At 67.2% G+C, this 21,406-nt stretch carries 19 protein-coding genes, 1 pseudogene and 2 riboswitches; of the genes and pseudogenes, 5 read left to right on the top strand and 15 right to left on the bottom strand.

The window, feature by feature from the left end; translation table 11 throughout:
- Window positions 1–197: 197 nt before the first annotated feature.
- From cobM to ACDI39_RS05140, 4 genes are read right to left on the bottom strand one after another with little or no spacing between them, the layout of a single operon-like run.
- Window positions 198–953: a precorrin-4 C(11)-methyltransferase gene (cobM, locus tag ACDI39_RS05155; RefSeq protein ID WP_225789103.1), complete on the bottom strand. Its 756-nt coding sequence runs from the start codon at window positions 951–953 to the stop codon at window positions 198–200.
- Window positions 954–985: 32 nt separating this feature from the next.
- Complete coding sequence (locus ACDI39_RS05150; RefSeq protein WP_225789104.1) at window positions 986–1,396, bottom strand: cobalamin biosynthesis protein; 411 nt, start codon at window positions 1,394–1,396, stop codon at window positions 986–988.
- A complete protein-coding gene (locus ACDI39_RS05145) occupies window positions 1,396–2,085 on the bottom strand; it encodes a CbtA family protein (protein WP_368816718.1) in 690 nt (229 codons plus the stop codon). Before ACDI39_RS05145 ends, ACDI39_RS05150 begins: the two co-directional genes overlap by 1 nt.
- A 10-nt stretch (window positions 2,086–2,095) precedes the next feature.
- Window positions 2,096–2,281 carry a CbtB domain-containing protein gene (locus tag ACDI39_RS05140; protein ID WP_253090755.1) on the bottom strand — a complete coding sequence of 62 codons (186 nt, stop codon included), beginning with the start codon at window positions 2,279–2,281 and terminating at the stop codon, window positions 2,096–2,098.
- 96 nt (window positions 2,282–2,377) lie between these two features.
- Window positions 2,378–2,599, bottom strand: a riboswitch (cobalamin riboswitch).
- Window positions 2,600–2,683: 84 nt separating this feature from the next.
- Window positions 2,684–2,881: riboswitch (cobalamin riboswitch) on the top strand.
- 100 nt (window positions 2,882–2,981) lie between these two features.
- On the opposite strand from ACDI39_RS05140, the gene cobW reads away from it, so the two are divergent.
- The 4 genes from cobW to ACDI39_RS05120 all read left to right on the top strand — a co-directional run bounded on the left by cobW (window position 2,982) and on the right by ACDI39_RS05120 (window position 9,485).
- On the top strand, window positions 2,982–4,049 hold the full coding sequence (gene cobW, locus ACDI39_RS05135) for a cobalamin biosynthesis protein CobW (protein ID WP_253102448.1): 1,068 nt from the start codon (window positions 2,982–2,984) through the stop codon (window positions 4,047–4,049).
- Window positions 4,050–4,052: 3 nt separating this feature from the next.
- Window positions 4,053–7,814 carry a cobaltochelatase subunit CobN gene (gene cobN / locus ACDI39_RS05130; RefSeq protein ID WP_253102446.1) on the top strand — a complete coding sequence of 1,254 codons (3,762 nt, stop codon included), beginning with the start codon at window positions 4,053–4,055 and terminating at the stop codon, window positions 7,812–7,814.
- A 1-nt stretch (window position 7,815) separates the two neighbouring features.
- A complete protein-coding gene (locus ACDI39_RS05125; protein ID WP_486537908.1) occupies window positions 7,816–8,817 on the top strand; it encodes a magnesium chelatase ATPase subunit I in 1,002 nt (333 codons plus the stop codon).
- Window positions 8,818–8,900: 83 nt separating this feature from the next.
- Window positions 8,901–9,485 carry a vWA domain-containing protein gene (locus ACDI39_RS05120; RefSeq protein ID WP_225789110.1) on the top strand — a complete coding sequence of 195 codons (585 nt, stop codon included), beginning with the start codon at window positions 8,901–8,903 and terminating at the stop codon, window positions 9,483–9,485.
- Window positions 9,486–9,604: 119 nt separating this feature from the next.
- Here the strand turns inward: ACDI39_RS05120 and ACDI39_RS05115 are convergent, their stop codons facing one another.
- The gene (locus ACDI39_RS05115) at window positions 9,605–9,871 is read right to left on the bottom strand and encodes a hypothetical protein (protein WP_016392598.1); all 267 of its coding nucleotides are present in this window, start codon (window positions 9,869–9,871) and stop codon (window positions 9,605–9,607) included.
- Window positions 9,872–10,202: 331 nt separating this feature from the next.
- Between ACDI39_RS05115 and ACDI39_RS05110 the strand changes: the two genes are divergently transcribed.
- Window positions 10,203–11,528, top strand: a complete 1,326-nt coding sequence (locus ACDI39_RS05110) for a sigma-54 dependent transcriptional regulator (RefSeq protein ID WP_486537905.1) — start codon at window positions 10,203–10,205, stop codon at window positions 11,526–11,528.
- A 30-nt stretch (window positions 11,529–11,558) separates the two neighbouring features.
- On the opposite strand, the gene ACDI39_RS05105 is transcribed toward ACDI39_RS05110, so the two are convergent.
- The 10 genes and pseudogenes from ACDI39_RS05105 to ACDI39_RS05060 form a co-directional block, all read right to left on the bottom strand.
- Window positions 11,559–13,760: an LTA synthase family protein gene (locus ACDI39_RS05105; RefSeq protein ID WP_410897086.1), complete on the bottom strand. Its 2,202-nt coding sequence runs from the start codon at window positions 13,758–13,760 to the stop codon at window positions 11,559–11,561.
- Window positions 13,761–14,045: 285 nt separating this feature from the next.
- The gene (locus ACDI39_RS05100; RefSeq protein ID WP_225787721.1) at window positions 14,046–15,323 is read right to left on the bottom strand and encodes a hypothetical protein; all 1,278 of its coding nucleotides are present in this window, start codon (window positions 15,321–15,323) and stop codon (window positions 14,046–14,048) included.
- Window positions 15,324–15,369: 46 nt separating this feature from the next.
- Window positions 15,370–16,110 (bottom strand): hypothetical protein, encoded by a 741-nt coding sequence (locus ACDI39_RS05095; protein ID WP_225787722.1) that lies wholly within the window; start codon window positions 16,108–16,110, stop codon window positions 15,370–15,372.
- Window positions 16,111–16,145: 35 nt separating this feature from the next.
- Complete coding sequence (locus ACDI39_RS05090; protein ID WP_225787723.1) at window positions 16,146–16,826, bottom strand: C39 family peptidase; 681 nt, start codon at window positions 16,824–16,826, stop codon at window positions 16,146–16,148.
- A gap of 60 nt (window positions 16,827–16,886) precedes the next feature.
- The gene (locus tag ACDI39_RS05085) at window positions 16,887–17,864 is read right to left on the bottom strand and encodes a heme utilization protein (protein WP_225787724.1); all 978 of its coding nucleotides are present in this window, start codon (window positions 17,862–17,864) and stop codon (window positions 16,887–16,889) included.
- Between the two features lie 46 nt (window positions 17,865–17,910).
- Window positions 17,911–18,489, bottom strand: coding sequence for an adhesin (locus ACDI39_RS05080; protein ID WP_486537901.1), 579 nt, complete (start codon window positions 18,487–18,489; stop codon window positions 17,911–17,913).
- Between the two features lies 1 nt (window position 18,490).
- Window positions 18,491–18,940 (bottom strand): hypothetical protein, encoded by a 450-nt coding sequence (locus ACDI39_RS05075; protein WP_225787726.1) that lies wholly within the window; start codon window positions 18,938–18,940, stop codon window positions 18,491–18,493.
- A 295-nt stretch (window positions 18,941–19,235) separates the two neighbouring features.
- Window positions 19,236–19,787 carry an AAA family ATPase gene (locus tag ACDI39_RS05070; RefSeq protein ID WP_225787965.1) on the bottom strand — a complete coding sequence of 184 codons (552 nt, stop codon included), beginning with the start codon at window positions 19,785–19,787 and terminating at the stop codon, window positions 19,236–19,238.
- Window positions 19,784–20,353 (bottom strand): nicotinamide riboside transporter PnuC, encoded by a 570-nt coding sequence (pnuC, locus tag ACDI39_RS05065; protein ID WP_225787727.1) that lies wholly within the window; start codon window positions 20,351–20,353, stop codon window positions 19,784–19,786. Before pnuC ends, ACDI39_RS05070 begins: the two co-directional genes overlap by 4 nt.
- A gap of 254 nt (window positions 20,354–20,607) precedes the next feature.
- Window positions 20,608–21,126: pseudogene (locus ACDI39_RS05060) on the bottom strand (methyl-accepting chemotaxis protein); the annotation flags it as partial.
- Window positions 21,127–21,406 lie beyond the last annotated feature (280 nt).

Raw genomic sequence — 21,406 nt, 5'->3', positions numbered from 1 at the left:
TGTCTGGGGGCCTGCGTGGCAGCGCGCAAGATACGTCGATTAAGGAGCGTTGGTAATGGCGAGTATAGGGGTGTTGAAAAAGCGAGGTTGGTTTGTTGAAAAACCCTACACGATTAAGGGGTTTCAGTAGGCGGGGGCTGGCAGCGTCTTCGGCTGATTCCTGCACAGGTATTCGCGTGCCGGAATCAGCCGACAGGTTATTGGTCCGCGGGGCGATAGAGGTGGGCGTGCCCGGCTCGGTACAGGGCTGACTCGGCGAACGGCGCATCGCCCAGCACATGGCCCACCAGGATCAGCGCCGTACGCCGGAAGCCCTTGGCCGCAGTGCGTTCGACGATGTCCTGCAAGGTACCCATGACCCAGTCCTGGTCGGGCCAGGTGGCACGATGGACCACGGCGATCGGGCAGTCGGCGCCGTAGTGCGGCAGCAGCTCGGCGATGATGCGTGCCAGGTGCTTGACGCCCAGGTGAATGGCCAGGGTACTGCGGTGCCGGGCAAGGTCGGCCAGTTGCTCGCCGGCTGGCATGGGCGAGCTGTCGCCGTAGCGGGTGAGGATCACCGTCTGTGCCACCGCCGGCAGGGTCAGCTCGCAGCCGAGCAGGGCGGCGCTGGCCGCCGTGGCGGTGACGCCGGGGACGATCTGGTAGTCGATGCCCAGCTCGCGCAGGTAGCGGATCTGCTCGCCGATGGCGCCATACAGGCTGGGGTCGCCGCTGTGCACCCGGGCCACGTCCTGGCCTTTGTCATGGGCACTGCGAATGGCGGCGATGATCTGCTCCAGGTGCAGTTCGGCGCTGTTGATCACTGTTTCGGCACGGTGCCCTTCGAGCACCGCCGGCGGCACCAGGGAGCCGGCATAGATGATCACCGGGCACTGGCGGATCAGGCGCTGGCCCTTGACCGTGATCAGTTCCGGATCGCCGGGGCCGGCGCCGATGAAGTAGACCGTCATGGGGAATCCTTGCGGGTGAGCGGGGGAGGCGATTATCCGCCACTGGCCAGGGCGAGGGTAGCCGGGCCGAGGACCTGGCGCGTTACCCGTAGGGCGGCCGGGCCCTGGGCCTGGCTGGCGAGGGCCAGGGCTGCGCTTTCGGCCACCCCCCAGCAGCCGCTGTGCTGGAAGGTGGTTGCCGAGCGGTGGCTGAGCTGGGGTTCGAAAGCGTGCAGTTGCGCGGGGCTGAACAGCACGAGGGGCAATGCCAGGCGCCTGGCCAGTTCCTGCAAGCCGGGTTCGTTGGCTTTGAGGTCGATGCTGGCGATGCCGCGCAGCAGCGCCGGGGCCAGCCCGTGCGCCGCGAGGGCCCCGCGCAGCAGGGCCTGCAGGGTGTCGGCCGGGCAGCCCTGGCGGCAGCCGAAGCCGGCGTACAACGCCGGCGCAGGAGGGGCGAGGCGCATCAGGCTTGGCTGGTGCGACGGTACAGCCAGGCGCTGAGCAGGCCCAGGGCGAGCCAGAAGGCGGCGTTGGTCACCCAGGAGGCGATCTTGAACTGGGTTTCCAAGGCTTCGGGCGCCAGGCTCTCGTGCATCGCCGGTTGCGGCGCGCCGATCAGGTGCGGCACGACCAGTAGGGCGAGGCCCAGTACCTTGAACAGCCAGTGATGGGCGAACACCAGCAGGGCCAGGCCTGCCGCGGTGGCGGCGGCGGTGCCGATCCACCAGCCCTGGCGCTGACCCAGGTCGGCAGCGGCGGTACCCGGCAGCTCTGGCGGCAGCCCCAGGGTCGGCGCCAGGCAGAACACCGCGAACCCGGCCAGGCCCCACAGTGCGCCGGTGGCCACGCGGCCCGGTTCGCGCAAGCTGTACAGGGCCGCGAGGATCAGGGCGAAACCGACCGCGACCACCAGGTTGCCGCCGGTGGTGGAGAGCAGGCGCTGCCAGCCGTCTTCCGGTGCCCAGGCTTCGGCGTCGTGTTCATGGGCGGCGACGGCATCGCCGTGGCCGTGGTGTTCGGCGACGGGGGCCGCGCTTTCATAGGTTTCCGCCTCGAGGATCAGCGGGCTGACCCACAGGCTTTGCAAGAAGGTCAGCAGCAGGGCGGCGAGCAGGCCGCTGAAGCCGGCGGTACGGGCGATGCGCTTGATCATGCAGGCGTACTCAGTGGCAAGGGAAGGCGGCGCTGTGGCGGGTATCGTGGGCGGCGTTGTGCACGGCCTCGATGTGCGAGAAACCGGCGAAGTAGATCAGGCACAGGCCCAGCAGGCTGGCGCCGGCGGCGATGACGATGCGTTGGCTGAGGCTGACGGGGGTGCTGACGCTGTGTTTGGCGCTGGTGACGGGCATGACGCTTTCCTCTGCTTTGTCATAGGCGGCGGACAAGCGCGACAGCCCCGGACGCAACGGGCCCAGGGAGATGCGACAGCGCCCGCCCACCGCGGGGTGATCATTCGACGTCAGGCCGGTCTCCGGGCTTGCGAGGAGGAGCAGGGCTCCTGGGGGGGAGCGTCACCTTCCCATGCCCTACGACGTGGCACAGTGGTCAAGACGCTTCGCTCGCTTACCGTTGCGGGGGCAGCACCGGCGTTGTCCGACCCCTTGGGGGCCTGGGACGCACCGGTTTCCCGTTTCACCCCCGAAGGGGCACCTGAACGCAGTGCATTAGCAAATCATGGGGCGGTTTCCCCGTCAATCGCAGGATAGGCAAGGCTTTAGGGCTGCCAAGGTTGACCGCCTGCCAACCACTGCGTAGCCTTGCCGCTTCGAGGTTCTCCGGCCGCCGCCGGAGCTAAGATGGGAACGCGGTCCAAGCCGCGGCTGCCCCCGCAACTGTAAGCACTGAACAGGATCGACACAGCCACTGCGCCAGCGCGGGAAGGCGTCATCCAACCGGCCCGGGGCCGGTACTGTGCAAGCCAGGAGACCTGCCTCGAAACGCTTTCGACTTTCAACCGGGCGGGGTGATCCGGTGGCGAACGGGCCCGGCCGTGGTGGCACGAGGCTTTCGTCCTGCATGCCCGCGCCATCCTGCCAAGGGCATCGCGACATGAAAACACTGGCCAAGCTCCCCGTCACCATCGTCACTGGCTTCCTCGGCTCGGGCAAGACCACCTTGCTCCGGCACATGCTCGACAACGCCCAGGGCCGCCGCATCGCGGTCATCGTCAACGAGTTCGGCGAGCTGGGCATCGACGGCGAGATCCTCAAGCAGTGCAGCATCGGCTGCACGGAGGAAGAGGCCAGCGGCCGCGTCTACGAACTGGCCAACGGCTGCCTGTGCTGCACCGTGCAGGAAGAGTTCTTCCCGGTGATGCGCGAACTGGTGGCACGCCGTGGCGACCTGGACCACATCCTCATCGAAACCAGCGGCCTGGCCCTGCCCAAGCCGCTGGTGCAGGCCTTCCAGTGGCCGGAAATCCGCAATGCCTGCACGGTCGATGCGGTGATCACCGTGGTCGACAGCCCGGCGGTGGCGGCGGGTACCTTCGCTGCCTACCCAGAGCAAGTGGACGCCCAGCGCAAGCTCGACCCCAACCTGGACCACGAGTCGCCGCTGCACGAGCTGTTCGCCGACCAGTTGGCCAGCGCCGACCTGGTGGTCCTGAACAAGGCCGACCTGATCGATGCCGAAGGCCTGGCCAAGGTCCGCGCCGAGGTGGCCGAGGAACTGCCGCCGGCGGTCAAGGTGATCGAGGCCAGCAGCGGGCGCCTGCCGCTGGAGGTGCTGCTTGGCGTGGGCGCCGAGGCCGAGGCGCACATCGATGGCCGGCGCACCCACCACGATGCCCATCACGCTGGCGAAGATCACGACGATCATGACCATGACGCCTTCGACTCGATCTCCATCGACCTGCCCGAGGCCGACGAAAGCCTGCTGCTCGACGCCTTGACGCAACTGGTGGTGGAGTTCGGCATCCTGCGCGCCAAGGGCTTCGCGGCCATTCCCGGCAAGCCGATGCGTCTGCTGGTGCAGGGCGTGGGGACCCGTTTCGACAAACACTTCGACCGCGCCTGGCGTGCCGACGAGCCTCGCCTGACGCGCCTGGTGCTGATCGGCCAGGACCTGGATGCCGTGCAACTGGAGGCGCGCCTGCGCCAGGCCCTGGGCGCCTGATCCATGCACCTGCTGCGGACCCAGCCCGGCGGCTTCGTGCCGGACGACAGCATCGCCGACCTCGGCCAGACGCCCGCTGAGCTGGTGATCCTCTGCAGCGGCGACTCGCACCTGGCGCTGCTGGCGGAAACCGCCGAGCAGTTGCCAGACGACTTCCCCAGCCTGCGCCTGGCCAACCCCATGCAGGTGCAGAACCACGCCTCGGTCGACCTCTACGTCGACCAGGTGCTGCGCCACGCCAAGGTGATCCTGGTGTCGCTGCACGGCGGGGTCGGCTACTGGCGCTATGGCGTCGAGCAACTGGTCGAGCTGGCCAACCGCGGTGTACGGCTGATCCTGGTGCCAGGCGATGACCGCCCCGACCCCGAGCTGACCGGCCTGGGCACGGTGACCGGCGAGCAGGCCGAACGGCTCTGGCACTACCTGCGCCAGGGCGGCAAGGCCAATGCCCTGAACCTGTTCAACTGCCTGGCCAGCCTGTGGCTGGGGCGTACCTATGCCTGGGACGAACCGCAGCCGCTGCCGCGCACGGCGGTGTATCACCCCGCCAAGGCCAGCGCCACGCTCGAGGACTGGTACGGCCAGTGGCACCCGCAGCAGCCGGTGGCGCCGCTGCTGTTCTACCGCTCGCACCTGCAGGCGGCCAACACCGCCTTCATCGATACCTTCTGCACACGTTTGCAGGCGATGGGCCTGAGCCCGCTGCCGATCGCTGTGGCCAGCCTCAAGGAGCGCGCCTGCCTCGACCAGGTCGAGGCCTGGCTGGACGAGGTCGGCGCCGACGTGGTGATCAACACCACCGGTTTTGCCCTGTCCAGCCCGGAGCAGCCCAACCTGCGCCCGTTGCGTCGCGACGTCCCGGTGTTGCAGGCGATCTGCGCCCAGGACAACCAGCCGGGCTGGGAGGCCAGCGAACAGGGCCTGGGCGCCCGTGACCTGGCCATGCATATCGCCTTGCCGGAGCTGGACGGGCGCATCATCACCCGGCCGGTCAGCTTCAAGGACCTGGCCTGGCGCAGCGAGCGCAGCCAGTCGGACGTGGTCTGCTACAGGGCCCACCCTGAGCGCATGGACTTCGTCGCCGAGCTGGCGCGGCGCTGGGTGGAACTGGCGCGCCTGCCCAACCCGCAGAAGCGCGTGGCGCTGGTGCTGGCCAACTACCCGACCCGCGACGGGCGCATCGGCAACGGCGTGGGCCTGGATACCCCCGGCGCGGCCCTGAACATCCTCCGCGCCTTGCAGGCCGAGGGCTACCCGGTGGCTGGCCTGCCCGACAGCGGCACCGCGCTGATCCAGCAATTGCTGGGCGGCGTGAGCAACGACCTGGAGCACCTCGACCAGCGCCCCTGCGCCCAGAGCCTGGCCCTGGCCGACTACCAGGCGGCCTTCGCCGACCTGCCCGAGGCCAACCAGCAGGCGGTGCTGGCGCGCTGGGGCGCCCCTGAACAAGACCCGATGTACCGCAGCGGGCGCATGATGATCGCCGGCCTGCGCTACGGCCTGACGTTCGTCGGCATCCAGCCGGCCCGGGGCTACCAGGTGGACCCCAGCGCCGTGTACCACGACCCCGACCTGGTGCCGCCCCATGGCTACCTGGCGTTCCACTTCTGGCTGCGCAATGGTTTCGCCGCCGACGCGGTGATCCACGTCGGCAAGCACGGCAACCTGGAGTGGCTGCCCGGCAAGGGCGTCGGCCTGTCGGCCCAGTGCTGGCCAGATGCCTTGCTCGGGCCGCTGCCCAACATCTACCCGTTCATCGTCAACGACCCAGGCGAGGGCGCCCAGGCCAAGCGGCGTACCCAGGCGGTGATCATCGACCACCTGATGCCGCCGCTGACCCGTGCCGAGACCTACGGCCCGCTGCGCGACCTGGAGCGCCTGGCCGATGAATACTACGAAGCGCAACTGCTCGACCCACGCCGTGCCCGGGAGCTGCAGCGCGACATCCTCGAGTTGCTCAAAGCCAACCACATCGACCGTGAGTTGCAACTGGAAGGCCAGTTGGACGATGCGGCACTCTGGCTGCCACGGCTGGACACCTATCTGTGCGACCTGAAGGAGTCGCAGATCCGCGATGGCCTGCATGTGTTCGGCCAATCGCCCGAAGGGCGGCTGCGCAGCGATACCCTGCTGGCCCTGGTACGTGTCGAGCGTGGTGACGGCAAGGGCGGCAATGCCAGCCTCATCCGTACCCTGGCCAAGGCCCTGGCGCTGAGCTTCGATCCCCTGGACTGCGACCTCGGCCAGCCCTGGCAGGGGCCGCGCCCGGCCATACTGGAGGCGCTGGCCCCACCCCCCTGGCGGACCTGCGGCGATACCCGCGAACGCCTCGAACTGCTGGCCCTGGCGCTGATCGAGCAAGGGCTGGACGGCTGCCTGCAACTGCCCGACGAGGCCCCCTGGCAGCCGGTGCGCAGTGTGCTGCAGACGCTGGTCGAGTCGGTGGCGCCGAACCTCGATGGCTGCGGTGCGGCTGAGCTCGATGGCCTGCTCGCCGCCCTGGCCGGGCGTTTCGTCCCGGCCGGCCCCAGTGGGGCACCGAGCCGGGGGCGCCTGGACGTACTGCCCACCGGCCGCAACTTCTATACCGTGGACGTGCGCAACCTGCCCACCACCACTGCTTGGCGCCTGGGTTTCGCCTCGGCCAACCTGATCCTCGAGCGTCACCTGCAGGACCATGGCGACCACCTGCGCCAGTTGGGGCTGTCGGTGTGGGGCACGGCGACCATGCGTACCGGTGGCGACGATATCGCCCAAGCCATGGCGTTGATGGGCGTGCGCCCGGTATGGGCCACTGGCAGCCAGCGGGTCGACGACTTCGAGATCCTGCCCCTGAGCCTGCTCGACCGCCCACGGGTGGACGTGACCCTGCGTGTCTCGGGTTTCTTTCGCGATGCCTTCGGCAACCTGATCCGCCTGTTCGACGCGGCGGTGCAGGCCGTGGCGGCCCTGGACGAACCCGACGACCTCAACCCCCTGGCGGCCCGGGTGCGTGCCGAGCGCGAGGCGCTGCTGGCCGCGGGCGCGGACGCCGAGCAGGCGGCGCGTCAGGCAGGCTGGCGCGTGTTCGGCGCCAAGCCCGGGGCCTACGGCGCCGGGGTGCAGAACGCCATCGATGGGCGTCTGTGGCACAACCGCGACGACCTGGCCGAGGTCTACCTCAACCATGGCGGTTATGCCTACGGCGGTGCCGACGACGGTACGCCGGCCCGTGCCGAATTCGCCCGACGCCTGGGCCAGGTGCAGGCGGTGTTGCAGAACCAGGACAACCACGAGCATGACCTGCTCGATTCCAACGACTACTACCAATTCCAGGGCGGCATGCTGGCGGCGGCCGAGACCCTGGCAGACGCCACGGTGGCCAGCTACCACGGCGATCACAGCCAGGCCGACCGGCCACGCATCCGTACCCTCAAGGAAGAACTCAACCGGGTCATCCGCGCCCGCGCGCTCAACCCCAAGTGGATCGAAGGCGCCAAGCGCCACGGCTACAAAGGTGCCTTCGAACTGGCAGCGACGGTCGACAACCTGTTCGCCTTCGATGCCACCACGCACCTGATCGACGACCATCACTATCAGTCCCTGGCCGACGCCTACGTGCTCGACCCGGCGACCCGCGATTTCATGCGCCAGCACAACCCCGACGCCTTGCGCGACCTCACCGAACGCTTGCTGGAGGCCCAGCAGCGTGGCCTCTGGCAGGCTCCGGGCGCGTATCGCGAGGCCCTCGAGGAGCAACTGCTGGACGGCGAGGAACAGGCCTGACATGAGCGAACCCCTGCAATTTCCACTGGCTGCCGTGGTCGGCGCCGACGACCTCAAGCTGGCCCTGTGCCTGACGGCCATCGACCCGAAGATCGGCGGTGTGCTGATCGAAGGCCCGCGCGGCATGGCCAAGAGCACCCTGGCCCGGGGCCTCGCCGACCTGCTGGGCGAAGGCCCCTTCGTGACCCTGCCGCTGGGGGCGACCGAGGAGCGGCTGGTCGGCACCCTCGACCTGGATGCCGCGCTGGGGCAGGGCAAGGCCCAGTTTTCCCCGGGCGTGCTGGCCCAGGCCGACGGCGGCGTGCTCTACGTCGACGAAGTCAATCTGCTGCCCGACCCCCTGGTGGACCTGCTGCTCGACGTGGCGGCCAGCGGCACCAATCGTATCGAGCGCGACGGCATTTCCCATCGCCATGCGGCGCGCTTCGTGCTGATCGGCACCATGAACCCGGAGGAAGGCGAGCTGCGCCCGCAGTTGCTCGACCGCTTCGGCCTCAACGTCGCCCTCGAAGGGCTGGCGCAACCCGAGGCGCGTCAGCAGATCATCCGCCGGCGCCTGGCCTTCGACAGCGATCCGCAGGCCTTTTGCGCGCAATGGGCCCAGGCCCAGGCGCAATTGCGTGAACGCTGCCACGGCGCGCGCCAGCGCCTGGAGCGCATCCCGCTGGACGACCAGGCCCTGGCCTGGATCACCGAACGCTGTTTCGCCGCTGGCGTGGACGGCCTGCGCGCCGACCTGGTCTGGCTGCGTGCGGCCCGGGCCCACGCTGCCTGGCGCGGGGGCGAAACGATCGAGCAAGACGACGTGCAGGCGGTAGCGGAGTTCGCCTTGCGTCACCGGCGCCGCGCCTCGCCGCCGGACACGCCCCCCCATGCGGCAACCAGTGCCGGCAATGGGCAGACCGAGCTTCAGGGTGGGCCGGGCGATTGGGGGGCGTTGCCGCCGCAGGCCGTGCCCAGCGGTGCCCGGCGCGAGGTGCCGAACTGGGCAAAAAAGCCCTGAGCATTCGCCAGCCCGACGCGTTGGCGGCGGATGCCAGGCCCCGCGTCGGAAAGCTGGCAGGTGCGCCCCGTGGACGAGCGCGGATGGCGGGTGCGGGAAAGGTGGCCTGGTTGCCGACCCTGCTCAAGGGCCGGCCCCGCCAGCGCCAGGACCTGTGCTGGCAGCAGCGCCAGGCCCAGGCGCCGGAATTATGGCTGGTGATCGTCGATGCCTCGGCCTCCACCCGTCGTCACCAGGCCTTGGCCCAGGCCAAGGGGCTGCTGGCCGAACTGTTCGATCAGGCCTACCGCCAGCGTGCACGCCTGGCCCTGGTGACCGCCAGCGGCGGCGCACCGCGCTGGCAGCGCCAGGGGCTCAAGGCGTCGGGGACATTGCAACCCTGGTTGCAGGCGCTGGGGGCGGGGGGCGGCACACCGCTGATCGCGGCACTGGAGCAGGCGCACCAGTGGTTGCTGGCCCGGGGCAAGCGTCACCCCCAGGAGACACAGCGCTGCCTGGTGCTCACCGATGGTCGCCTGCAACGCTGGAACGCTCCACGGCCGATGCCCTGCGCGACCGTGCTGGTGGACATGGAGCTGACAGCGGTACGTCTGGGGCGGGCACAGCGGCTGGCCGAGCAACTGCAGGCCGAATACCGGCACATCCAGCAGTTCAGGGTACGTGACTGATTAAAGAAGGGAAGTCGCGCCTGCGGCGCAATGTCGCAATTAAAGAAAGTTGCCAGGCCAGGGCGGTAGAAAGTTGCACAAGTGCGTGGCTCGGCACGCACTTGCAAGTGGCCGCGATATTACTTGGGCATCGACCAGGGTTGCAGGTCGTAACCTTTTTCGCAAAGTTCGGCGCGTACTTCCTCGATCAGGCAGGCCCACTGCGCGGGGTCGGAATAGATACGCGAGGAAACTTGCTTGCTGCCGATACGGGTGCTGGTCCGGTCGATCACTGCCAGGCTCAGCTCACCAGTGCCATTGGGTGCATCCCAGGCTACGCACTGGAAGGGTTCGAAGGCGTGGTCGGCGATCAGCAGTGCTTCGTTGACACGGAGCGGGGCATTCATGGTTCGGTCTCTCTATGGTCCCAAACAGCGAAATGAAGTCCGCGTTGCTCAAGGTCGAAGGTAGGCAGCGCGGGGTTACTTGTACTGATGCTCCATGTTGGGGGTGAAGTCACAGGGTCGTTGAAATTTTTTTTAGTCTGCAAAAGTGTTGCCGTGGCCTGTGCCGCCTGTGACGTCGATAACTTTGAAAAATTCCCGGATGACCCGCTGATGACAGCAACCGGCAGACAAACGGTAGTGGGGAGCGTCAGGTTCATTGCTACTGTTAATTCGGGCGCTGCAACTTACTGTTTCTACGTGAAAAACCAAAAATTGGCGCCAAGGAACGGTCATGCTCGAAACCGCCTCTCAACGCCGCTTGCTGATCGTCGATCCCTGCGACGACTGCCACCGTCTACTACCGGGCCTGCGAAGCGTCGGCTGGGATGTACACAGCTGTACCCTGGCGGCCGCGCTGGATCATCGCTGCGATGTCGGCCTGCTGCGTCTGCAGGCCTCGCACCTGCGTCACCCCGATGCGGTCAAGGACATGATCAAGCGCAGCAACACCGAATGGATCGCCGTGCTCAGCGCCGAGGAGCTGCGCATGCAGAACGTCGGGGATTTCGTCTGCGAGTGGTTCTTCGATTTCCACACCCTGCCGTTCGATGTGTCGCGGGTCCAGGTCACCTTGGGCCGTGCCTTCGGCATGGCGCGCCTGCGCGGCAAGGGCTCGGTGCGGGTGGACGAGCCGGAGCACGAGCTGCTGGGCGACAGCCGGCCGATCCGCGAACTGCGCAAGTTGCTGGGCAAGCTGGCGCCCACCGAGTCGCCGGTGCTGATCCGTGGCGAGAGCGGGACGGGCAAGGAGCTGGTGGCGCGCACCCTGCATCGGCAATCGCTACGGTGTGACAAGCCCTTCATCGCGATCAACTGCGGCGCCATTCCCGAACACCTGATCCAGTCCGAGCTGTTCGGCCACGAGAAAGGTGCTTTCACCGGTGCCCACCAGCGCAAGGTGGGACGCATCGAGGCGGCCAACGGCGGCACTTTGTTCCTCGACGAGATCGGCGACCTGCCCCTGGAATTACAGGCCAACCTGCTGCGCTTTCTGCAGGAGAAGCACATCGAAAGGGTGGGCGGGGACCAGCCGATCCCGGTGGACGTGCGGGTATTGGCCGCGACCCACGTGGACCTGGAGAAAGCCATCGAGCAGGGACGTTTCCGTGAAGACCTCTATTACCGGCTCAACGTCCTGCAAGTGGTCACCGCACCGCTGCGTGATCGGCATGGCGATTTGTCGATGCTGGCCAGCCACTTCGCCCATTTCTACAGCCTGGAGACCGGCCGCCGGCCGCGCTCGTTCAGCGACAGCGCCTTGGCGGCGATGGGCCGGCACGACTGGCCAGGCAACGTGCGCGAGCTGGCCAACCGGGTGCGGCGCGGGTTGGTGCTGGCCGAGGGGCGGCAGATCGAGGCCCAGGACCTGGGCTTGCAGACCCTGGAGCAGGAAGATCAGCCGCTGGGCACCCTGGAGGACTACAAGCACCGGGCCGAGCGCCAGGCCCTGTGCGACGTGCTCAGCCGGCACAGCGACAACCTGAGCATCGCCGCCAAGGTGCTGGGGGTTTCCCGGCCCACCTTCTACCGCTTGCTGCACAAGCACCAGATCCGCTGATAGCGTGGGCGGAGCCTGCCTGCGCAGCGTTCAGCCAGAGTGGGCGACTCGCCCGTCCTGGAATTCCTCGACCGTCTCGTCTTCCCCCGGCAACGCAGTGATCACACTGAAGTCGCTGACCTCGACCTTGCCTCCGCCATAACCCAGCAGGTGGAAGGAAAACGCCTTGCGCTGGGAAGGGTTGTCGAAGCTGAACTCCAGCACCAGCGGCTTCTTGGTGGTCACTCTCATCTCTTCGGGCAGCCCGAGCGGCACGTCCTGTTCGAACTCCTTGGCCTTGAGGCGGATGTAGGCCACGTGCCGTGGGTCGAGGGAGCGCACCTTGAGCCGTACGCGGGTATGGGAGCCTTCGGGCATCTCCAGGTACTGGGCGCCGATCAGGTTGTCGGCCCAGTCGTCGCGGATGCGCTTGTGCAGTGGGATGGCGGCCGGGCCACCGAACTGGTAGCGCAGGTTGAGCGGGGTTTGCAGCAGGGACTGGTCCAGTGCGCTGGCCAAGGCCGTGAGCTGCTGGCCTGTGGCTTCGTCACCGCGGCCGAGGTATTTGGCGCGATCGGCGATGAAGCCTTGGCTGGCATAACGCCGGCAGCGCTGCTGGAAATCGCACTCGGTCAGGGTGCCGTGGCCGTCGTGGTAGCGCAGCATGCCGTTGGTGAAGGAAATCATCTCGCGGCCGCTGTCGTAGTCGCGAAACAGCGAGCGGCCGCCCAGGGCTGCCGGGATCGGCAGGCTGAAGTAGTCGAGCAGGGAGGTGGCCAGGTCGACATGGCCATAGGTGCCCTGCTTGATGCGTGGCAACTGCGCCTGTTCCGGGGCCAGGGTCAGGTTGAAACCCCAGGACGAGGCCAGGCGTACGCCATCGATGCCGTGGGACTCGTCGGAGGTGATGACCACCAGGGTGTCTTTCAACACGTCCTGGCGCTCCAGGTCGTCGAGGAAGCGGCCCAGGGCATCGTCCAGGTAGGCCACTGCCGCCTGCTTGGGCGTGGCGTAGCGGCGCAGGTAGTGCGCCGGTGCCGAATAGGGCTGGTGCGTGCCGACGGTCAGCAGGGTCAGCATCCAGGGTTGTTTCTGCTTGCGCAGCTTTGCCACGTACGCCTGGGCGCCTTCGAAGAAGGCTCGGTCGTCCTTGCCCCAGGGGAAGTCGAGGTAGTTGGCGTTGCGGAACCATTCCTGGCCGTGGACCGAGTCGAAGCCGATGTGCGGCATGATCCGGTCCTTGGCCATGAAGCGCAGGCCCGCGCCTTGCAGGTAGTGGGTGGTGAAGCCGGCCTGGCGCAACTGGGCCGGCAGGCAGGCCTGGTTGCGCAGGTCCTGGGTCAGCAGTTCGACGCCCTTGGGCGTGCCGTTGGCCATCTTGTCGTAGTCGCCGCAGAGCATGGCGTACAGGCCACGGATGGTCTGGTGGGTGTGCAACACGTAGTCGGGCGTGTTCATGCCGCGCTCGGCCCAGCGGCTGAGGTTGGGCATGAGCTCTTCGTCGAAGCGGCTGTGCAGGGCCTGGCGGTTGGCGCGTACGTAGGCGCCGGGGATGCCTTCGAGGGTGATCACCAGCAGGTTGCGGGCCTGACCGGGTGTGGCGAGCAGTTTGCGGCCGTTGAGGTCCGACTGCACCAGGCCGGCGGTGGGCAGGGGGGGGACCGTCGGCTCGTCGCCCAGCCAGCCACGGGCCTGGCGCTGCAGGTCGCCGACGCCAGCGGATAGAAGTTGGTGCGGCAGGTTGTACTGGCGCCACTGGTCGGCCTCGGAGGGGACCAGGTGCTGGCTGGCCCAGTGCGCGCCCAGCAGTAGCAAGGGGATGGCCCAGGCCTTGCGCGACAACGCCATGGCAGGCCGGCCGCGGCTGCGCCAGACGGCCAGCAGCCAGGCCGCCAGGCCCGCGACCAGGACCCAGGGCAGCCATGGGTGGGCGAGGGCGCCGCCGGTGGAATTCTCCATGAACTGTGGGTCGAGCAGGTAGGTCAGGTCGGCGCTGGTGGGCAGCCTGCCCACGGCACTGACCAGTTCCGCCGAGCCCACCATCAAGGCGCCCCAGGCCAACAGTACCGGCAATGCCAGCCACCAGGCACGGCGGTGCAGCAGCAGGAGCAGCAGGCTGCCGATGGCCAGGTCGGACAGGTAGCCGAGCGGGTCGGACCAGCCGAGCAGGGCTCGGATGCCCAGGGGAAGCGCCAGTACCAGGCCCGCCAGGGCGAGCAGCCGGGTGCGGGGATGGCCGAGCCTATCGTTCACAAAAAAGTTCCTTCTTGCCATGAAGCTGTCACAGAGATGTGCTCCATGATAACAGGCGCTCGGCAGAAGGCGGGGGTTACAGGACGGCCTGCCGCTTGGGCGGGGCGTGGGTGGGGCAGAGGAACTGCGGGCCAAGCTCCGCTCTCCCTGCATAATCGCATCTTCAGACGATCCACTCGGACCTTGTGGGAGCGGGCTTGCCCGCGAACAAGGGCGAAGCCCTTGCCAGGCACCGGTGGTGTCGGGAGGGCCGCTGGCCGGCCAGGCAGGGCCTCCCGGGCCGGCTCAGAAGTAGTACGGGAACTTCAGGCTGAAGGTGAAATCCGGGGCGTCGTCGGTCAAGCCGATCGCCAGGTTCGGCACGATGGTCAGGTTGTCGGTGGCCGCCAGGGTCATGCCGATGTTGAAGTAGGCGGCGTTGGCGTCGCTGCTCTTGACGTCGGCCCAGCGGTCGCCGGTTTCCGCCGACTTGATCCGCGAGCGGCGGGCGATCAGGTCGGAGACCGAGAACGACATGGACATCTTCTCGTTGAGGGCGAAGGCGATACCGGCACCGATCTGGAAGCTGTCGCCGATCTTCACCTTGCCCGGCACTTTCTGGTTGACCGTGGAGCTGACGTCGCTGAACGACTCCTCGAAGGTGTGGGTATACGACAGGCTGCCGAACAGCACCGCCGGATCGTAGGTCTTGACCAGCGAGATCCCCGGGGTGATCGACCAGACACCGTTGCCGGTGGGCAGGTCCTCGGGGTAGCTGAGGTTGTCGTTCTCCGCGTCGCGCAGCAGCTTGATGCCGAACGGGTCCTTGCCGGTGGGCGCCTTGACCCGCACGCTGAACACCGCATCGGGGGTGTTCTCCGACTCGTCGAGGAACTTGTAGGCGATGCCGAAGTTGACGTCGCCCAGGGTCGGGTCGCGGGTGACGGTGTGCTCGGAAACCCCCTGGGCGTTGCCGCCGACGCCGCCGGATTGGTAGGTCGACTCGCGGTAGACGATCGGCACGTTGACGTCAAACTGCCAGCGCTGGTCGTAGTTGTAGCGGGCGGTCAGGTCCAGGGTCCAGTTGTCGGCCTTGATCCGGTCCAGATTGATGTTGCCCAGGAAGATCGAGTCCAGCGCCAGGAAACCGTTGAGGATCAGCTGGCGGGTGTCGTAGCGGGCATAGGTGATGCCGGTCTCGACACTGAACTTGCCGCCGCCGAAGAAGCCGCTGGCCTCGTCGTACAGGTTGGAAACGCTCTGCGCCGGTTCCGAATCTTCCTTGAGCGACTCACCGTAGGAAGAGCCCGTGCCGGAGGCGGCGATGGCCTGGTTGTTGCGTGGCTGCGAGGCGGGTGAACGGGTCAAGCGCTGGGGTTGCGGCGTGGCGGGCTGCTCCTCCACCTGACGGACCCGCTGTTCCAGGACCATCAGGGCCTGCTGTTGGGCCTCGTAGCGCGCCTTGAGCGCCGCCAGTTCGGCTTTGAGGGCTTCCACCTGGGGATCGGCTGCCGCGTACAGCAGCGAAGAAGGCAACAGGGTCCCCAGGCAGACAACTGCTTTCAACGACATCGAACGATGCATAAGTTAGCCGTCCCTTCCAACTGCGATGATTGAGACGAAGCGTAGATCAATATCCCGAGATCCGTAGGCCCTTGAGCTGATCAAGGTTGCAGTTCAGCGCACCGGCCGAAGGCAGGTTGTCGCGCAGCACCACGTTGAGCTGGGTCAGGTTGTTGACCGCGTTGCTGCCGCCGAGCAAGGTGGTGGTCTGCAACAGGCCGCCATTGGACAGGCGTTGCAGGCTCTGCCCCTGGTTGTTGTTGGCCTGGATGGACATCTGGATGCCCTTGCCGGTGTTCGACACGCTGAGGGTGCCGGCGTTGTTGCTGTTGGTCAGGGTGGTGCCGGCGGCCAGGACCTGGCCTTGCGGCACGGCCGTGGGCGCCTTGCCGCCTTCGCTGACGTTGATGGCCACGTCGTTGTAGGCGCTATTGTTGTCGCCGGCGGCACGTACCGATTGGGTCACCCCCTGGGTATTGACCAGTCCGGCGCCGCCGTTGACCAGGCCGTTGCCGCGCCCGGGCGCCGCGCCGCTGCCGTTGTCCCCGGACATGGACACGTAGAACTGGGGCTTGAAGGTGTTCTGCTGGACCTGCAAGGTCGTGGTCGCGCCGATACGGTCACCGGCGGCGTTCTGCCAGGTACTGCTCATGACCACGCCGAAACTGATGATCCGCCCGGGCATCACATAACGCCCACGCAGCTCGGCCAGTTCCTGGTCCTTGATCTCGATGGGCTTGAACAATTGCGCCTGGGCGGGGAGGCTGGTGGCCAGGCACGCGGCGACCAGCCAGGTGGTAGTCTTCATCGCTGCTCCCCGGGGCTCCATGCCCCTTGTAATCATTAGAAGAAATCGCTCTGGATGAAGCCGAACTCCATCAACTGCGCGTCATCCACCGGGTAGAAACCGTTGATACGGTTGCGGGCGGTCACCGGCGCCGGCGGGTCGAGCAGGGCGTTGGCCTTGTCGTAGCCAGGGCCTATGACGGCGAAGATGATGCCGTTCCAGCCTTTTACGAAATCGTCGAAGGTGTAGCGTTTGTGGCCCAGCACCGGGTCGCCGATGTAGACCCAGCCCTTGTCGATGCGCTGCAGCACGACGAAGTGCTTGTAGCCACGGATGTCCATCAGCACCACCACCGGGATGCTCACCCGGTGCAGGCTGTCGGGGTCGACGCGGTAGCCACGGGCACGCATGCCGATGCTTTCCACGTAGCGCTTCATGTCGAGCATGGAAAAGCCCTGGACCTGGACGGTGTCCTGGTCGGAATGGGCGAGCATGCCTTCGATGACCTGGTGCTCATCCACGTCCAGCCAGTAGGCCTGCTTGAGGATGGTCGCCAGGGCGGCGGCGCCGCAGCTGAAATCGGTCTTCTGTTGCACCAGGTCGGCGAAGCGCCGCTCCCGTATGCTCTGCACCGGCTTGTACACGAGGGTACCGCCAGGCAGTGCCGCGATAGGCATCTGCGCGGCCTCGACGATGCCGGCAAGGAACACGAGCGTGGCAAGCAGGACAATGCGCATGACCCTCTCCACCTGGCAGAGACAGGGAAAGGGGCCCCGAAGGGCCCCGATCGACTGGTGTTACATGCAGGCTTTGCAACCTGCGGCGATGGACAGCGAGTTGCTCTGCTGGTTGCCGGAGCCGGCCGAGACGTTGGCACCGACGTTGCCCGACACGCCGTTGAGCGAGTTGGACATGACGGCAGTGTTGGTCACAGGGTTTTTCCAGCCGTTGGGGGTCAGGACCTGGTAGGAGGCGACGCCAGCCAGGCCGAAGGTGCCCTCTTCGTGGAACTTCAGAGGATCCTTGTCGACCTTGCCGCCTTTGTGGCCATGGCCACCGCTGCGTTCGTCTTCCACGTAGCCCCAGCCGTTACCCTCGTAGCTGCCCCAGGCGGCGAAGCCTGCATGCAGGGTGTCCTTGCTGTAGGTGCGGTCGGCGTTGTTCTGCACGTTCAGGCCACTGGTGGTCTGGTTGGCACCGGCGCTGGCCACGGCCACACGGCCGCCGGACACGGCGATCGCCAGGTTGTTTTTCTGCTGGTTGAAGTCGCCAGCGGTGACGTTGACGCCGATGTTGCCCGAGCTGCCATTGGCCGAATTGGTCAGGCTGGCGTTGTTGTAGGTGGAGTAGTTGGCAACGGTGTTGCCGCCGTTGGTCTGGGTCGCGGTGGACAGGGCCATGGCGCTGCCGAAGATGAAGTTTTCGTCGGCGGTGGCGATGGCGGCGACGTTGTCCTGCTGGTTGCCGTCACCGGCGGCCACGTTGGCGCCCAGGTTGCCTTGGGAGCCGTTGGCGGAGCTGTCCATCCGGGCATCGTTGCGGGTGGCCTGGTTGAGCACCTGGTTGCCACCATTGCTCTGGATGTCGGTCACGGTGGCGGCGGAGCCGGCAGTGATCAGCAGTTGCAGGAGCAGGTTGTCGTTGTTGTTGTGGCCGTTATGGCCGCCGTTGTGGCCACCGTGGTTGTCGTGACCACGTCCGCCGGCTTGTGCAGCAACTGCCATGACCGCAGCGAGGGCGAATACCAGAGGCTTGAGTGCCATTTTTGGTTTCATGGTGTTTCTCCGCTTTTCGTTGTTAAGTGTTGTGTTGCCACTCGGGTCAATCCGCGACCCGTACGCTCAGGGTGTTGGCCATTCGGTTGCCCACCCCGGCGCTCTGATTCAACTGGATCACTCCGCGGCTGCCGGTGAAGGCCTGGTCACTGGTGGTGACCTGGCGACTGCCGGGTGCGCGATCAGTTGCGTCGGAGCCGTTGGCCAGCGAGACGTTCTGCTGGCTGAGAAGGTTGTCGTCGATGCTTTGCGGCGCGGCGCTGATGCCGATCCGCACGGCATTGGCCTGTTGCGTGGCGGCACCGGCGGACTGGTTGATGCCGAGCATGCCGCTGCCGTGGCTGAAGGCATTGCCGCTGATGCTGGCGCGGGCATCCAGTGCCGGATTGGCCTGGAAGTCGCTGCGCTGGCGGATCTGCGTCGAGGCGTTGGCCTGGCTGCCGATGGCGATCGCCCGGGCGTTGGCCTGTTGCAGGGCATCGCCGGCGGCCTGGTTGATGCTCAGGTTGCCCTGGTAAGCGCGGCCACTGGCATCGAGGGTGGCGTTGTCCACCACCGGCGATGCGGCCAAGGCATGGCCTGCGGAGGCAGCCAGGCACAGCAGGGAGAGGGTGAGTGCGCGCATGTCATTGGCCCCGGGTCAGGATCTGCAGCGGCGCCAGGCCGCGCTGGACGTTCTGGTTGACCGTGTTGGCGATGCTGTTGCCGCCACTGGCACCAGCGGCCGAACCGCCGGCCATGCCCGGCAGTTGCGACTGGACGGTGCCCATGCCGCGCAGGTTGCCTGAGTGGTCGGGGGTGAGCATGCGGTTGAAGGTCGAGCCACTGGCCACGTTGGCGAAGTCACCATCGGTCAGCTCGTTGGTCTGGGCGATCACCCGAGGCGACTGGTCGGTGTTGACGGTGGTGGGGTAGGGGTCGGGTGTGCCGGTCGCTCGGGCGGCCTGGCGGGCCTGGACGTCGCGGGTCAGGACGATGATCCCGTTGCCGCCGGCCTCGGCCGGAAGAGGAAGGGTTGCGGCGGTCAGGCAACCCAGGACAAGCAGTGCAGGCAGTGTATTGTTCTTGTTCCCCACGGCGATGCTCCCTTTCTCTGTACGCTGGCCCTTGAGCGTTGGCAGAGGTAGAGCGAAAGCCGTGCCGCTTTTGCTTTTTGCTTGTTAATCAATAGCTTGTGGTGTGAACAGGGCGATGCCTGTGTTGACCTGTGTCACGGTTGATACACCACGGCCCCCGGTGAGCCGCCAAGCGTTGAAGAACCTGGCCCCGAGGGCTATTCGCAGCGCTGTATCAGCCCTGAGACACTTCCCCCGGATTTGCGTCAGCGGCCCCAGAAATGGGGCTTTGCGTCCCCGTCGCTGTATCAGCGCGTTAACACTCGGTGGCACAGGCTGGCAGCTGGCCATCGAGCAGCTTCGACACCGCGGCCAGGGCCTGGGCCTGACGTTGCGGCCAGCCGCCCTCGATCACCTGCAGCGGCTGGCGGTGGCGGCGTAGCCAGTCCAGGCTGTCGGCGAAGAACGCCTGGCGCTGCGGCAGGCCAGGCTGGCAGCGCTGGCCGTCGCCGACCCAGTCGACGCCGTGCGGGCTGAGCAGCAGGTGCAGGTCGTAGCGGCGTGCGAGCAGGGCTTGTTCGATCCAGGGCGGGCAGTCGCCGAACAGCACGCGGCTCCAGAGCAGGTTGCTGAGCAGGTGGGTGTCGAGGATCAGCAGTTCGGGTGCCTGCTGGCGGGCCAGGTCTTCCCAGGCGAGCTGGCCGCGGGCGATCGTCGGAATATCGGCGTAGCAGGTATCGCGTTGCTCGCGATCGATGAAGTGACGCACGTACTCGCCCACCACCAGGCCACCGAAATGCGCCTGGAGCTCGCCGCTGAGCCAGCTCTTGCCGCTGGACTCGGGGCCGCACAGCACCAGGACCTTCATGCGGCGCAGGCCAGCGCCGGGTCGCGCCGCCATTCCAGCCAGCCGCGCAAGGCGATGAGGGTGAACAGGGCATAGAGCGCGGCGGTCAGGTACAGGGCCTTGTGCAGGAACAGGCCGACGAAGACCACGTCCACCACGACCCACAGCGCCCAGCACTGCAGGCGCTTCTGCGCCATCCACAGCTGCGCCACCAGGCTCAGGCCGGTCAGGGTGGCATCCAGCCAGGGTTGGGCGGCGTCGGTCCAGTGCGCCATGGCCGCGCCCAGGCCCAGGCCGGCCAGCAGGCCGATCCCCAGGCCGCCGAGCAACGGCGCGGTGCCGAGGCGGGTCACCTGGCGCGCGTCCTCGACCCGGTCCGGGCGCGTCCATTGCCACCAGCCATAGAGCTGCAGCACGGCATAGACCAGTTGCAGGAGCATGTCGGAATACAGCTTCACCTCGTAGAAGACCCAGCTGTAGAGCAACACCATCACCAGGCCGATCGGCCAGCACCAGGGGTTCTGCTTGACCGTGAGCCATACGGCGATGACGCCGAGCGCGGCGGCGAAGAGTTCGAGGCCGGACATCGGCGATCCTTGGGGGAGGGAAAGGGCGCGATTGTAGCTTGTGGGGCGGGGAAGGTGAATCGTGGGGCGGCTTCGAGGTGACCGCCTTATGCAGGAGGTGTTCGGTCTGGCCTATTCGCGGGCAAGCCCGCACCCACATGGCCCTGCAAGCCGCATCATACGCGATCCACTCGGAACCTGTGACGGTTGACGCAGGACCCTGTGGGAGCGGGCTTGCCCGCGAAGGGCCGCAGAGCGGCCCCAGGCTACAAGGCTCAGACCCGAAACTGGCGCAGCAACTGCTCCAGCTCCTCGCTCAGCCGCGCCAGGGCCGCCCCGGCATCGCGCGACTGCAACGCCGCCTCGGCGGTCTGCTGGGACAACCCGGCGGTATCGAGGACATTGCGGTTGATCTCTTCGACCACATGGGACTGCTGCAAGGTCGCGCTGGCGATCGAGGCATTGAGCGCGGTCAGGTTGTGCAGCGCCTGGCTGATCGCGTCCAGGCTGCTGCCGGCTTCGCGGGCCTGCTCGACGGTCTGGCGCGAGGCCTCGGCGCTGGTGTCGATGGCCCTGACCGCCGCTTCCGACTGGCCTTGCAGGTGCTCGATCATGGTCTGGATCTCGGCGGTCGACTGCGCGGTGCGCTGGGCCAGCAGGCGCACCTCGTCGGCGACCACGGCGAAGCCACGGCCCTGCTCGCCGGCGCGAGCCGCCTCGATGGCGGCATTGAGGGCGAGCAGGTTGGTCTGTTCGGCGATCGAGCGGATCACTTCCAGCACGCCGCCGATCCGGGTGCTGTGCCCGGCCAGTTCACGGATCACCTGGACTGCCTGGTCGATCGTGGTCGAAAGCCGGTCGATCTGCTGCAGGCTGCCGTGGATCGCCTGCTGGCCGTGGCCGACCTGCTGCTGCGCGGCGCGCATCTCGCTGGCGGCCTGTTCGGCGGTCTTGGCCACGTCCTGCACGGCGTAGGTGACTTCGTTGACAGCGGTGGCGACCTGGTCCATCTGCAGCGACTGCTGGGCGCTGCGCTCCTGGGCGGAGCCTGCGTTGTCGCCGACGTGGCTGGCG

It is taken from the genome of Pseudomonas sp. Tun-23181 (genome assembly GCF_057415455.1).
Note: the sequence above shows the minus strand (reverse complement) of the source record. Positions and strands in the feature narration are given on the sequence as shown.

Coding starts and splice junctions, on each gene's coding strand:
- cobM (WP_225789103.1), bottom strand. CDS start 953: ATGACGGTCTACTTCATCGGCGCCGGCCCCGGCGATCCGGAACTGATC.
- ACDI39_RS05150 (WP_225789104.1), bottom strand. CDS start 1,396: ATGCGCCTCGCCCCTCCTGCGCCGGCGTTGTACGCCGGCTTCGGCTGC.
- ACDI39_RS05145 (WP_368816718.1), bottom strand. CDS start 2,085: ATGATCAAGCGCATCGCCCGTACCGCCGGCTTCAGCGGCCTGCTCGCC.
- ACDI39_RS05140 (WP_253090755.1), bottom strand. CDS start 2,281: ATGCCCGTCACCAGCGCCAAACACAGCGTCAGCACCCCCGTCAGCCTC.
- cobW (WP_253102448.1), top strand. CDS start 2,982: ATGAAAACACTGGCCAAGCTCCCCGTCACCATCGTCACTGGCTTCCTC.
- cobN (WP_253102446.1), top strand. CDS start 4,053: ATGCACCTGCTGCGGACCCAGCCCGGCGGCTTCGTGCCGGACGACAGC.
- ACDI39_RS05125 (WP_486537908.1), top strand. CDS start 7,816: ATGAGCGAACCCCTGCAATTTCCACTGGCTGCCGTGGTCGGCGCCGAC.
- ACDI39_RS05120 (WP_225789110.1), top strand. CDS start 8,901: ATGGCGGGTGCGGGAAAGGTGGCCTGGTTGCCGACCCTGCTCAAGGGC.
- ACDI39_RS05115 (WP_016392598.1), bottom strand. CDS start 9,871: ATGAATGCCCCGCTCCGTGTCAACGAAGCACTGCTGATCGCCGACCAC.
- ACDI39_RS05110 (WP_486537905.1), top strand. CDS start 10,203: ATGCTCGAAACCGCCTCTCAACGCCGCTTGCTGATCGTCGATCCCTGC.
- ACDI39_RS05100 (WP_225787721.1), bottom strand. CDS start 15,323: ATGCATCGTTCGATGTCGTTGAAAGCAGTTGTCTGCCTGGGGACCCTG.
- ACDI39_RS05095 (WP_225787722.1), bottom strand. CDS start 16,110: ATGAAGACTACCACCTGGCTGGTCGCCGCGTGCCTGGCCACCAGCCTC.
- ACDI39_RS05090 (WP_225787723.1), bottom strand. CDS start 16,826: ATGCGCATTGTCCTGCTTGCCACGCTCGTGTTCCTTGCCGGCATCGTC.
- ACDI39_RS05085 (WP_225787724.1), bottom strand. CDS start 17,864: ATGAAACCAAAAATGGCACTCAAGCCTCTGGTATTCGCCCTCGCTGCG.
- ACDI39_RS05080 (WP_486537901.1), bottom strand. CDS start 18,489: ATGCGCGCACTCACCCTCTCCCTGCTGTGCCTGGCTGCCTCCGCAGGC.
- ACDI39_RS05070 (WP_225787965.1), bottom strand. CDS start 19,787: ATGAAGGTCCTGGTGCTGTGCGGCCCCGAGTCCAGCGGCAAGAGCTGG.
- pnuC (WP_225787727.1), bottom strand. CDS start 20,353: ATGTCCGGCCTCGAACTCTTCGCCGCCGCGCTCGGCGTCATCGCCGTA.